The following is a 12,713-nucleotide window of genomic DNA, read 5'->3' as shown; positions in this document are numbered from 1 at the left end:
TCAATGCCATGTTAACTCTCACTACAATTTTGAATGACGCCCGTGCGGCACAAGCCGTTTTTGCACACTACTCTCAAGAGCAACTCGACGCGTGCGCGCGCGCCGCTGGCAAAGCACTTTACGACAACGCACAGGAACTGGCCGAAGATGCGGTAAACGAAACCGGCATGGGCAACGTTGCAGATAAAACGCTTAAAAACCAAAGTAAATCACGTAATGTTTGGCACTACCTAAAAGGCAAAAAATCGACCGGAATCATTGAACGGGACGAAACCAATAGCATGATCACCATTGCTCATCCAGCTGGTGTGGTTGGGGCCGTTACGCCGACCACCAGCCCAAGCATGACGATTATGTGCAATGTGATGTGCGCACTCAAAGGTGGTAATGCCATTGTGATTGCGCCGCACCCGCGTGCCAAAAAAGTGAGCGCTAAAACAGTCTCGATTATTAACGCTGAACTCGACAAACTTGAGGCACCAAAAAAATTGGTTCAGTGTATTGAGCAACCCTCGATGCAATTGACCAGCGAACTCATGGCATCGGTTGATGTGCTTGTCGCAACCGGCGGGCCAGCGATGGTCAAGTCAGCCTATTCCAGCGGCAAACCATCATTTGGAGTCGGAGCCGGTAACGTACAGACCATTTTCGATGTCGACGTGGACTACCAAGTGGCCGCACAAAAAGTCATTGCAGGGCGGTGTTTTGACAACGGCATAATCTGTTCAGGCGATCAAAGTATTATCATTCCTCAGACGCATTACCAGCAGGTTATCGACGCTTTTACCTCGCAAGGAGCCTACTACATTGAAGACCAACGCGAGGCTGACAAACTGCGTGACGCATTGTTCAAAGACGGTTACACCAACCCAGATTTAATCGGCCAGAATGTCCAAGTGATTGCTCAACACGCCGGACTTGATGTACCCAAAGCTGCAAAGTTAATTGTCGTAAAATCAAATGGCCGAGACGACGACGTATTACGCAGCGAGAAAATGTGCCCCGTACTGTCGGCGTTCGCCTACAAAGATCTCCACCAAGCAATCTCCATCGCCAAAACTAACCTAGAGGTAAGAGGAAAAGGCCACACCTGTGTTATCCATTCCAACACGTTAGAGCATATCGAAAAAATCGGCGCCGCATTACCGGTCAGCCGTATCGCTATCAATGAGGCTGGCTCTTTGTCGGTGGGCGGCACCTTGCAAAACGGCTTTGTGCCAACCGGCACGCTGGGCTGTGGGTTCTGGGGTAATAACTCGACATCGGAAAATTTAAATTACCAACACATGCTCAATGTGCAACGCATTGGCTTCACCATGAGCGATAAATCAGTGCCATCAGATGCGGAGATTTGGGCATAGCCGCTCAAGGCTAACGGCTTGATGGAAAACAGACGGCCTTTTGCACACCAAACCGCGAGCGCAGGATCCCACTCCCTCACGCTTCGATTTGCCCGAGGTTAGCATCAATATTGGCGCCGTTTATGACGGGGTTCTGGCTCGCAAACCAGATCGTGTCTGCGATCTCTTCAGGCTGTGCCAACCGTTTATGCGCGATTCCGGCGGTGATCTGTTGATACACCTCTGGATATGCCTCTAAATGTTATTTCAGCATTTAGATTTCGGTGAAGCCCGGACATACGGCAGCCGTGTGAATCAGGATTGCAGCAAGGTCCTGAAAACTTGCACACATTTGCCCAATGGCCGCGTGCTTCGATACAACACAGGCATGCGTGTTAGCGACCGCTTTACGCCCTAAGGTAGAGCTAATGTAAATTATCGATGAACCGGGTTTCATACGCGGTATTAACCGACGATTCAAAGCTGCGGGCGCCACCACGTTTAGCTCCATCACGCGCCGCAAGATTTCACTCTCTAAGGTTTGAACCGTTTCTTTAGTCATCATCGCCGCGTTGTTCACTAACACCAATTTTTCAGGCTCGCCAATTAAATTTAGCAGCTGAACCCTGTGTTGCTGTTCCAGTTTGGCTCCAATAAATCTATCGCCATATTCTCAACCTGCCGCAACTCACAGGGCGATCGAGATAAGTTAATAACACGAAAACCCGCTTGCAGATATCGCTTGGCGGTCGCTCAACCGATTCCTTTGCTCGCACCGCTTATAACTAATACCTGATTCATGATGTTTCTCCAGAGGGCAATTTATTTAAACCTAAATAAGGTCTAAGTGTGGCCACTAATCCATAGATAATGGGTGTATCGGCTATGGCTGAACATAGCTAAAAAGATAATTACTCAGCATCAAACCAAGCACGCGCGCCATATCGCCAGCCACAATGGCCGCGCCGAACGTAACTAAACTCACGGTAACTGAATCGACACCTTGGCTGACAATTGTGCCGCCATTCTTACGCAGCCAGTGATGTTCGCCACGGGTTTTTCGTTTGATCCAATGAAATAGAAATACGTCAACGTATTGGGCAAGTATGTATGCCAGCATTGAGGCCAGCACGGCACCGACGGTGATTGCGTAAACGAGCGCAAATAACTCAACATCGCCCCGCACGCTCGTGCCGTTTAGTGGGCCAACGTCATCCGCCAAAGGCAGTGTTTGCCAAGGTGCCTGACCGCTTACATCGACTGCTGGCAACGCGTTTCAGCATTATGAATGCTGTGCTCTAACCAGCTGAGCTACATAGCCAATTTTTCCTTATTGGCGGGAACGAAAGGTATCGTTAACCGACAATAGTATCCGTTGCCGACTTGAATTGAGAGGTGAACAAGTACACTTGCGCCGTCGGCTAGTCAAGCCTGCTTTGCACGTTTTTAGTGTTTCCGTGGATTTTCTTGAATTGGGGATTTTTTGTTTTTCAACGTGCCTCTCACTACTCGCATTTTGATGCACACCTCTGACGGAGATTACCACGCTTCATTCTCAATGACGGTGTTTGATTTCGATCATAAAATCACCAACGTCCATTCTGAGCATAGCGAAGAATCTCCACTCACCAGACGGCCACGCTGCGCTCGTAAAGACAGTGTTTGAGTTGGGTTACAAATACACCGAGGTCATTCTGAGCGAAGCGAAGAATCCCCGCTCTGTTCAATAATGAGCATTTCACTCGCGGCCAGCAAAAAGGCACCGATTCCATGCGCATCATCGCGCACGCGGTCCGTTGTCACATAATACTCGTAGCTACCACTGCGATAAGGTTCACCACCCAATCCAGCGGAGCGACAGACGTTGTTTAGGTGCACAACACCATCCTCCACCGAAATCAACTCGTCCAGCAAACCTTGATACCCACGCTCGGCGATCGGTAAATAAACCGAGTCCAACATCGATAAACGAACGCCTTTGGCGATGGCATACACAAACATCGCCGAGCCAGATGCCTCCAGCCAGTTGTCGGCGCGATGACCCTGATCAGGCACCTGATACCAAAGACCTGTTTGATGCTGATACGGCGCTAATGCCGCTACCAGCCTCTTGAGAATAGCGGCCAACGATTCACGACCTGGATGATCTGCGGGTAAATGTTCATAGGTATCAACCAACGCCATGGCATACCAGCCCATGGCGCGTGACCAGAACCCAGGTGCTCGACCAGTCTTCGGGTCAGCCCAAGGCTGGAGTTTACTTTCGTCCCAGGCGTGGTAAAGCAGGCCTGTCTCCGGGTCACGTGTCTCCATCTCGATGCGCACAAACTGCTGCACGCTGTCCTCATACACGGCAGGGACCGACTCAAATTCAGAAGCGTAACGCACATAGAACGGCTGTGCCATATACAGCCCATCAAGCCAGATTTGCCACGGGTATTTGCGTTTGTGCCAGAAACCACCGCTGTCTGTACGCGGTTGCCACCTGAGCTGTGTGCGCAGCTGGTCCATTGCCGATTTATAGCGCGCATCGCCGGTGTCGGCGTACAACTCAAACAAGATGTTGCCGGCATTAATCGAATCGATATTGAATTCGGTGAGATCCAATGACTCGATTCTGCCTGACTCATCGATAAAGTGATCTGCGTATGCTTTGGCGTAGCGACGAAACTGCTCCGCGTCGGCCTCAGGGGCATGTGTCGCCAACCGTTGCATCCCCATCAACACTAATCCGTGAGTATAACTCCAAACGTAGGCACCGTCTGACTTGCGCATCAGCCATGGTTTTGGGAATCGCTCGATATGCTGACTCGCCATACGCAGCGCGACCGGGGCATCGGTAGTTGGCTGATTCAGTGCTGCATTCCGCAACGGCGACTCAAACAAGCCCACTTGTGCTTTAATCTGCGCCAGTTTAGCTTCTGGATCCCAACGTGCACCAAAGGTGTCGCGCGCGCTGATTTTCGCCTGCTCAGCAGTGATATTGTTGTTCAGCCAAGCATAGGGTCGTCCCGCTTTCTGAGAGCCGAAATAGTATGCACGATCGCCCCAGAGATTGGCACGGTTTTTCGCCGGATCGTCGTAGGTAACGCGAAAAATCGGTAAATCGGCAAGATTGTCCGAGTAACGATTATTAATGAGATAGAACTGCGCGTCGTAGTGACGACGTCCGAGAATAAAATTCTCCACACCGTCGAAGGATGAGTTTTTTATCACCAATTTTTGATCTTCGGCGCGTTCACCATCATGCCAAATGGCCGCGGCACCACCGCGACTAAAGAATGTCGAGTCGGTAATGTAACTCCAACCGCGAGGGCAAACGAAATCGGTATAACCCTCGAAATAAGCCCGGCGGTGATAATACATCCCGGCGTCTTTATTCCACAGACTGACCGTGTCCGCACCGCCGGTGATGAAGACACTGTCTTCACTTAAGATTCGAGTACCGGAGAGCAAACGCAGGGCAAACTGGTGCGAGTGATCGCCGCGCACAATGCCATAATCATTTACCACACGCAGTTGCAAAAAGCTGAGGTCGCTGGCCTTAATATTGATGGTGGAAGCGCCCCAGTCGTCCGAGTGGTCCTGGCGCCAGTTTGCGCGTAACAAGCTGGTCTTGATGGTTGTCTTGTCTCGACCTTTGCCAACAATCGCCACATTGTCTCGCGTCATGAACAGCTGTTCGTCGAATACGCCTTCGCCAACTAAAATTACCGCGGGGCCGTCAGAACCGGCCAGTTTATCGAGTGCGTCTTGAATGCGTGTGGTGTCGCCGGAACCGTCTTGTTCAACGCGCAAAAATCGGGGAGTCGGCAGATCGAGCTGCAGCAAGCCTTGTTGGTTCAGAGACTGCGCCACCATGGCCGCGAGGCGGTATGCGCCGAATTGCGAAAAATGTGAGTTATCTTCAATCAGGCCGTCTTCACCTGGCAGGTGCAGATAAACCTGCTTGCTGGCTTCCTCACCCAGGCTGCTCACCCATTGACGACTGAGCTGGTTGAGGTCGATCAGTGCAATGCCTTCAGCGGCGGCTAAGGCTCTCATTGCCGCTGGGTAGTCTCCGTGCGTTGGCACTAATTTGCCATCTTCGAATTTGCGACGGACGATTGACGTTAATAGCACAGGTGTGGCTTTCTTTGCTCTAGCCATCGCCACATAGCGCATCAAAAATTCCTGATATTCGCCATCGGGGGAGGTGTAACGCTCCGGGCTGTGGTCCTTGGCATCGTTGTGACCAAATTGAATCAACACCAAGTCGCCTTCAACCACCGCAGACTCCAGTTCAGCAAAAAAACCTTCGTCGATAAAACTTCGCGAGCTACGCCCACCCTGGGCCAGGTTGTTCACTCGGTGTTTGCCGGTGTAAAAATCGGCGAGTGCCTGCCCCCACCCCATTCGTGGGAACACCTCAACGCCATAGTTGCTGGCGGTGCTGTCACCGGCAATATGCACGGTCTTGGCACTCACCACACTGGCGAGAAACATCAGCGGCAGCAACAACAGGTTTACCGAACGAATCACGTTACAACGGCCAGTCAACAGCATCAGAAAGACTCCGAGTGAAGAAACAAGCGCGCACCACGAAGGCTACGCAGGAATAATGGCACCACGGTGCTGGATCACGCGGGATGCCAGTTCATGACCACGTTGGCAGGCGGAAACGATATCGGCACCGCGCAATCTTGCGGCCAGAAAACCGGCATTAAACGAGTCGCCCGCAGCGGTGGTATCAACCGCCTCCGTCTTGATCGACGGGACGATTTCGGTGCCTGCTTCAGAGCGTGCCAGACACCCTTCAGCACCCATCTTGAGAACAATCTCACGTGCACCAAATTCGGTTATGGCATCAATCGCTTGCGCGGGGGATTGATAACCAAACAGATCACTTTCATCTTCATACGTGGGCAAGGCAATTTGACTCAAGCCGTACAAGCGTTGGAACACCGACTGCGCCGCATTCGGGCTTTGCCACAACGCCGGCCGATAATTACCATCAAACAATACGGCACCTCTATTGCGACTGTAGTCAACCAGAAAATCAATAAGTCGCTCTCGTGAGGCCTCCGGCAGAATCGCAAGACTGATGCCGGAGAGATAAATCGTTGGGAAGCTTCGCAGCATTGAAAACACATCACTGGCGCGCTTAAGGTCGTCGAATAAACGACTGGCTGGTGAGTGTTTGCGCCAATACAGAAATGAACGCTCACCCTGTGCGTCGACATTGATCATGTACATGCCAGGAACCGAGTTTGGCATCCGCACAACTTGATCACATGCTATGCCTTCCTGTTCCCAGCTTTCAAGTAACCAGGTGCTCAAGGCGTCATCACCGAGAGCCGTAATGTACGACGGTGCCATACCCGCACGCGCCATATAAATCGAGGTATTCAGGGTGTCGCCGCCGAACCCCATGTCCAGCGGCTTGGTATTGGTAAGACTGGCTCGATCTGCCGTGCGCAGTTCCAGCATACATTCGCCAATCACGGCAATGCGATCACTCATGGTGGAGCCTACTCGTTTGCCGGTTTACCGATCGTGGCCAGAATGCCACCATCCACATACAGCACTTGGCCGGTAACAAAGTTACTGGCGGCCGAGCTCAAAAAGACGGCTGCACCCTTAAGATCGTCGGGATCGCCCCACTTACCCGCTGGTGTTCGCTGCACGATAAAGTCATTAAATGGATGTCCATCGACACGGATCGGTGCGGTCTGACTGGTGGCAAAGTAACCCGGCCCAATACCATTTACCTGCACATTACTGGCGGCCCATTCTGTTGCCATGTTTCGTGTCAGCATCTTCAAACCACCTTTGGCCGCCGCATACGCACCCACCGAGTTGCGACCTAGTTCAGACATCATGGAGCAAATATTAATCACCTTGCCCCCGCCGCGTTTGATCATCGATGCCACCACTGGCTTGGTCATGATAAACACACCGGTCAGGTCAGTGCGAATCACGTCTTCAAACTCGTCGACCGCCATCTCGAGCAAAGGCACACGCTTGATGATGCCAGCGTTGTTCACCAGAATGTCGATAGGCCCAACCTCGGCTTCGATGCGCTTTACTGCGCTGCCGACTTCTTGCTCATCCGTGACATTAAAACGGTAACCATGTGCCTTGATACCGGCTTTTTCATACTCGGCGACGGCCGCTTTGATTTTTTCGTCGCTTGAATGACCATTAATAACCAGCGTAGCACCGGCCTCGCCCAGACCCATCGCCATTGCCATACCAAGCCCGTGCGTCGCACCGGTTACCAGTGCTACTTTACCGTGTAGGTCAAATAAGTCCTGCGCCACAATTATTCCCCTGAAGCAAAGTCGGATGGACTCAGTTTGTCCATATCGTCGTAGTCTAGGTTCTCACCTGCCATACCCCAAATAAAGGTGTAATTACAGGTTCCCGCGCCTGAGTGGATCGACCAGGTGGGCGAAATCACCGCCTCTTCATTGGCAACCCAAATATGGCGCGTTTCGTGTTTTGGTCCCATGAAGTGGCACACGGCCTGATCTTCCGGCAGCTCAAAATAAAAGTAGGTCTCCATACGACGCCCATGCGTGTGCGCCGGCATGGTATTCCAAACACTGCCAGGTTTGAGTTCGGTCATACCCATTTGCAATTGACAGGTTTCGACCACGCCCGTCACCAGCAGTTTGTTGATCACTCGGTGGTTCGATGTTTCCAGCGCGCCAAGTTCTAGCTTCTCAGCGTCGTCCAAACCCACTTTCTTGGTTGGATACGCGTGATGTGCAGTGGCTGAGTTCAGGTAAAATTTGGCCGGGTTTGCGCCATCGACACTCTCGAAAGTGACCTCTTTGGTCTGTGCACCGATATACAGCGCTTCTTTGTAGGCCAGATCATACACCGTGCCGTCTACCGTGATGCGACCCGCACCACCCACATTGATGGCACCCAATTCACGACGGTCTAGAAAATGTTCTGCCTTGAGCGGATTAACCGTATCCAAATCTAACGCTTTTGACACCGGACAGGCGCCACCAACGATAAAACGGTCAATTTGGGTATAAACCAGGTTGATTTGATCTGCAATAAATAGGCCGCCCACGTGGAAGTTCTCCCGCAATCGGGCCATGGTGTAATTGGGGTAATCGTCCGGGTGGACAGCGTACCGCTCTTGATAGTTTGTGCTCATAACTTACTCTTTTGAATTCAATAATTTAGCTATTTGTACGACCGCCATAATCGCAGGGCCATACCCTTTTGGATCGTCTGACACCAAACGTTCACTCATATAATAGTGATAACTGCCATCACGCCCGAATCCAAGCCCCGCCACCTCGCAAATATTGTCTAGGTGCCAATGCCCATTTGCGTCAATCGAAATAAACTCCGTTACTAGGCCGTTATAAGCTTTCTCCGCAGCCGATTGGTAAGAGGATGGCAAATACCCTTGATTAACGGCTTTAGCAAGAAAGTAGGTAAACATCGCCGTGCCTGAGGCCTCGAGATAATTACCTGTGGCATCTGGCATGTCAGTGATTTGATACCATGCACCGGACTCATCTTGGTATTTAAGAAGACTGTCGGCCAACTCGGGAATCATCGCCAGCAAGGGTTCCCGCAGCTCAGCACGTTCAGCAGGAATCACATCCAAGATATCCACCAATGCCATGGCGTACCAGCCTAAACCGCGAGACCAGAAGTATTTCGAGCGCCCAGTTTCTGAATCAGCCCAGACTTGCTGTTTGACTTCATCCCAAGCGTGATAATACAACCCGGACTGCGGGTCGCGCAGGCGTTCGCGTGCAATAATAAACTCATGCGCGGCGGCTTCCACTTTATGTGGATTCGATTGCATGTTACCAACGCCAGCTAAAAATGGCATTCCCATGTACACGCCGTCCAACCAAAGCTGATGCGGATACCTCTTTTTGTGCCAGTATGCGCCGTCTGAAGTTCGAGGATGTGTTTCAAGCGTGGTCGCCAAGGCATCAATCGCGGCGCGATACTTAGCATCGCTGGTGCGAGCGTACAACCTTTGTATCATCTTGCCCGAGTTGATGTCGTCGATATTATAGTTCTCAGGCCGATACCCCTTGATCGGCTCATCGTCACCAAGGTAGCTGTCCATAATAGATTTTGCGTAGGTGCTGAAACGTGGTTCACCTGTGAGTTGCGATACGTCATCCAGTGACTCCATTAACAGGCCAGTGGTGTACGTCCATTGAGTTCGTCGCTCACGCACGTCGTCGAACTTGCCGTAGATCAGGCTGTCTCCGCGCCGAGTGATTTCAGAATCAGCCAAATTCACCGCAATTGTTGTCGGCGACATTGCCAGTGCTTGCTTTGATTTCTCTGTGACAATTTGAATGCGCGGCGCCAGTGTACGTCGCTCGACTTCTTGGTTTAGGAACGCCAACAAGTCTGCCCTATTTTGAATGCGCTGATGCCCCCCTTCCCATAGTGCTCCGAATGCGTACTGTAAAGTGTTACCTCGGGGTTTCAACACCACCACATAACTACTCTTATCGCGTGTTTGTTCTAAGAAATCTCGTTTCTTAAACAGTAAGAACATGCCGAGTGTGTCGTCAAATAACGATTGCTTTCCGATACTGGCGACATAGCTCCAGGCCTCGCCGGTGATATCTAAATCGCCAGTGATCAACTCGGTATCAGGATGCGCAACCAGTCCTACCGCGATATTGTCTAGCGGTTCGGAGGTGCTCAGGTTTACATCGACGATTGGACTGCCTGCGCGCATCGATAAGCCCGCAGACATATCGACAATCTGATCACCGGTATTCCATTGTGAATAATCGATGGTCATCGCAGAATATAAAGGGCCATTGACATCAATGGCGACCGATCGAGGCCCAGTTTCCGACACCAGTACCACCTCACTGCCATTCCAGTACCCGTAACCGCCAGCACCCAGACTCGAGCCGACTTTCAAGATATCCGCACCCCAGTCTGCCATTTCGTGGTAGCTTTGATAGCCGTCCTGACCAACATCCTGCAACACCATTTTGTCGGTTTTCTTGCCGAAAATATCGAACCCGTTACGCCAGTCTAAGTACACTCGGTAACCAATTTTATCACTCTCAATACCAGGTCCTTCGTAGCGGATATATTCACTGTGGTCAGTGTATTGAGCGGGCGGAGTTACTTGATTCACATTTTTGAAGGTGCCGCCGAGGTATTTTTTGTCCTGCCATTCGCCATCTTGCTTGATTGACACCTCCGCTTGTGTGCGTTTAAGCGGGGCTGAAGGGTGCAAACGTGTGTCAATAGTAAATGACTTGGTCTCCGACGCTGCCAGTCGGGTCAAAAACGCCAGATCATCGTAATTACCATCGCCATCGTTATCGATCATCTGCGTTGGCACCGCTTGGGACCCGGCCCAAACCTGAACGGATTGGCCTTCTGGTACACCAAGTTGATTCAGACTAAGATGCACAAACACATCGTCACGAGCGAACAAGGATGGGTTACTGACATTTAAACTAGCCAATGGTTCAGCCTTACTGTGTGACAGTTCCGGCGCCGCCGAATTAGTCTCGAGCGTTGTGCTCGTGCAAGCCGTTAGTGCGGCCAGCACGGTGACAATTGGGAGCAATTTCATGTTTGTTTTCCTCACAGACGGTTAGTCAATCAAGCCGAACGCACGTGGCAACCACTCGCTCAGACCTGGAAAATACGTAACAGCCAATAACGCGACAAACATCGCGAGATACATTGGCATTAAGGGTTTTACAATAGATGCGACACGGGTCTTACCGACCGCACAAGCCACGAAAAGAACACCACCAACCGGCGGTGTGCACAAGCCAATAGAGAGGTTTAACACCATCATAATACCGAAATGCAACGGCGACATGCCCAGTGCGACTGCAACCGGTAACAGAATGGGTGTGAAGATCAGCACTGCTGGTGTCATATCCAAAAAAGCGCCAACCAATAATAAGATCAGGTTAATGATCAACAGAATAATGATCGGATTATCGCTCAGCATCAGCAGTGTTTCTGCGGCAATGGTCGGGATGTTCTCGTACGCCAAAATCCAAGACATGGCCGTTGAAGTCGCGATCAGCAACATCACGATGGCGGTTGTTTTGGCAGAATTTAACAACACAGCGAACAAGTCTTTAACCGCTACTTCACGATACACGAATACTGACAACACGAGCGCATACAAAACCGCAATCGCGCCAGCTTCGGTAGCCGTAAAGATTCCGCCTAAAATACCGCCGATGATGAGCACGATTAGGAATAAGCTTGGCAACGCAGCCGATGTGGTTCGTATCACCGTGGCAAATCGCACGCGTTCGCCCGCCGGGAAGTTAAACTTTTTAGCATACGCGGCACTCACCAACATCAGCCCGAGTGCCACCAGTATTCCGGGAAGATAACCGCCGACAAACAACGCGGAGATGGAAACCCCACCACTGGCGACTGCAAACACAATAAGAATGTTACTCGGCGGAATCAATAAACCCGTAGTCGATGACGCGGCCGTCAGCGCGGCGTTAAACTCACGTGGATAACCATCTTTCTCCATCACCGGCATCATAAAGCTGCCAATCGCTGAAGTAGCTGCCACCGCGGAGCCTGAAATGGCACCAAACAAAGTACATGAGATCACGTTCACAAACGCGAGACCACCTGGCAACATCCCCACTAATGACCGAGCAAAGTCGATCAACCGCCGCGCAATCCCACCCTGCCCCATCAACTGCCCAGAGAGAATAAAGAACGGAATCGCCAGCAATGAAAAACTATCCAGCCCGCCGGCCATACGTTGTGCGACTGTAGTTAAGGCGGGAAACAAGTCTATGGAAATGAGCATCGTGGCGACGGTGGCGATTCCAATCGAAAAAGCAATCGGCACGCCTGCCAGCAACAGGATGGCAAAGACCACAAACAAAACCAAGATACTCATACCACTACCTCTTGTTCAAGCGTCACCAGAAAGTACACGCTGTAATACACGATCATAAGTCCGCTTAACGGCAGTACCGCGTAGACCCATGCCATTGGAATGCCAAGTGTTGCCGTGGTTTGTTTGAGTTCGTAGGTCAACTGCACCAGCATCCCGCCACCAATGACCAACACCGCCAGCGCAAATAGACCACAACAAATATCACTGATGGCATACAAACGACGCTTGCCAAGGTCTCCGACTTTGTGGTGAAACAGGTCAAGACCAAGATGGGCTCGTTCACGATAGGCGTAAACGCCACCCAACAAACCGACCCAAATTAGCAACGTCAAGGCCACTTCTTCTGTCCACGGACTTGGATCGCCCAGCACATACCGCGACACCACTTGCCAACTCACAACGGCTACCATTAGCGCCATACACACGGCCACCAATGTCTGCACGAATTTATCTAAAATTGCTGTCATATC

The 12,713-nt window shown here is 51.3% G+C and carries 11 protein-coding genes; 1 reads left to right on the top strand and 10 read right to left on the bottom strand.

The window, feature by feature from the left end:
- Nucleotides 1–8: 8 nt before the first annotated feature.
- Nucleotides 9–1,361, top strand: coding sequence for an aldehyde dehydrogenase family protein (locus IE055_RS01260; RefSeq protein WP_189398193.1), 1,353 nt, complete (start codon nucleotides 9–11; stop codon nucleotides 1,359–1,361).
- A gap of 76 nt (nucleotides 1,362–1,437) precedes the next feature.
- On the opposite strand, the gene IE055_RS01255 is transcribed toward IE055_RS01260, so the two are convergent.
- From IE055_RS01255 to IE055_RS01210, 10 genes are all read right to left on the bottom strand, one after another.
- Nucleotides 1,438–1,581 carry a hypothetical protein gene (locus IE055_RS01255; protein WP_189398192.1) on the bottom strand — a complete coding sequence of 48 codons (144 nt, stop codon included), beginning with the start codon at nucleotides 1,579–1,581 and terminating at the stop codon, nucleotides 1,438–1,440.
- A 33-nt stretch (nucleotides 1,582–1,614) separates the two neighbouring features.
- Entirely contained in the window at nucleotides 1,615–1,920 is a 306-nt protein-coding gene (locus tag IE055_RS01250; protein ID WP_268244525.1) for an SDR family NAD(P)-dependent oxidoreductase, read from the bottom strand.
- 303 nt (nucleotides 1,921–2,223) lie between these two features.
- Complete coding sequence (locus tag IE055_RS01245) at nucleotides 2,224–2,610, bottom strand: queuosine precursor transporter (RefSeq protein ID WP_189398190.1); 387 nt, start codon at nucleotides 2,608–2,610, stop codon at nucleotides 2,224–2,226.
- A 419-nt stretch (nucleotides 2,611–3,029) separates the two neighbouring features.
- A complete protein-coding gene (locus IE055_RS01240; RefSeq protein ID WP_189398189.1) occupies nucleotides 3,030–5,885 on the bottom strand; it encodes a pectinesterase family protein in 2,856 nt (951 codons plus the stop codon).
- A gap of 42 nt (nucleotides 5,886–5,927) precedes the next feature.
- Nucleotides 5,928–6,842 (bottom strand): sugar kinase, encoded by a 915-nt coding sequence (locus IE055_RS01235; protein WP_189398188.1) that lies wholly within the window; start codon nucleotides 6,840–6,842, stop codon nucleotides 5,928–5,930.
- An 8-nt stretch (nucleotides 6,843–6,850) separates the two neighbouring features.
- On the bottom strand, nucleotides 6,851–7,642 hold the full coding sequence (locus IE055_RS01230; RefSeq protein WP_189398187.1) for a gluconate 5-dehydrogenase: 792 nt from the start codon (nucleotides 7,640–7,642) through the stop codon (nucleotides 6,851–6,853).
- A 2-nt stretch (nucleotides 7,643–7,644) separates the two neighbouring features.
- Complete coding sequence (kduI, locus tag IE055_RS01225; protein WP_189398186.1) at nucleotides 7,645–8,496, bottom strand: 5-dehydro-4-deoxy-D-glucuronate isomerase; 852 nt, start codon at nucleotides 8,494–8,496, stop codon at nucleotides 7,645–7,647.
- A 3-nt stretch (nucleotides 8,497–8,499) separates the two neighbouring features.
- Nucleotides 8,500–10,926, bottom strand: coding sequence for a DUF4861 family protein (locus tag IE055_RS01220; protein WP_229794065.1), 2,427 nt, complete (start codon nucleotides 10,924–10,926; stop codon nucleotides 8,500–8,502).
- A 21-nt stretch (nucleotides 10,927–10,947) separates the two neighbouring features.
- The gene (locus IE055_RS01215; RefSeq protein WP_189398184.1) at nucleotides 10,948–12,243 is read right to left on the bottom strand and encodes a TRAP transporter large permease; all 1,296 of its coding nucleotides are present in this window, start codon (nucleotides 12,241–12,243) and stop codon (nucleotides 10,948–10,950) included.
- The gene (locus IE055_RS01210; protein WP_189398183.1) at nucleotides 12,240–12,710 is read right to left on the bottom strand and encodes a TRAP transporter small permease; all 471 of its coding nucleotides are present in this window, start codon (nucleotides 12,708–12,710) and stop codon (nucleotides 12,240–12,242) included. The genes IE055_RS01215 and IE055_RS01210 overlap by 4 nt, the downstream gene beginning before the upstream one ends.
- Nucleotides 12,711–12,713: the final 3 nt, after the last annotated feature.

Origin of the sequence: Arenicella chitinivorans, from assembly GCF_014651515.1 — a bacterium.
Classification (GTDB): domain Bacteria; phylum Pseudomonadota; class Gammaproteobacteria; order Arenicellales; family Arenicellaceae; genus Arenicella; species Arenicella chitinivorans.
The sequence above is the reverse complement of the archived record's forward strand: the minus strand, read 5'-3'. Positions and strand labels throughout refer to the sequence as shown.

What these genes read in the sequence shown, in the direction of transcription:
- IE055_RS01215 (WP_189398184.1), bottom strand. Translation starts at nt 12,243, where the DNA reads ATGAGTATCTTGGTTTTGTTTGTGGTCTTTGCCATCCTGTTGCTGGCA.
- kduI (WP_189398186.1), bottom strand. Translation starts at nt 8,496, where the DNA reads ATGAGCACAAACTATCAAGAGCGGTACGCTGTCCACCCGGACGATTAC.
- IE055_RS01220 (WP_229794065.1), bottom strand. Translation starts at nt 10,926, where the DNA reads ATGAAATTGCTCCCAATTGTCACCGTGCTGGCCGCACTAACGGCTTGC.
- IE055_RS01235 (WP_189398188.1), bottom strand. Translation starts at nt 6,842, where the DNA reads ATGAGTGATCGCATTGCCGTGATTGGCGAATGTATGCTGGAACTGCGC.
- IE055_RS01210 (WP_189398183.1), bottom strand. Translation starts at nt 12,710, where the DNA reads ATGACAGCAATTTTAGATAAATTCGTGCAGACATTGGTGGCCGTGTGT.
- IE055_RS01260 (WP_189398193.1), top strand. Translation starts at nt 9, where the DNA reads ATGTTAACTCTCACTACAATTTTGAATGACGCCCGTGCGGCACAAGCC.
- IE055_RS01240 (WP_189398189.1), bottom strand. Translation starts at nt 5,885, where the DNA reads ATGCTGTTGACTGGCCGTTGTAACGTGATTCGTTCGGTAAACCTGTTG.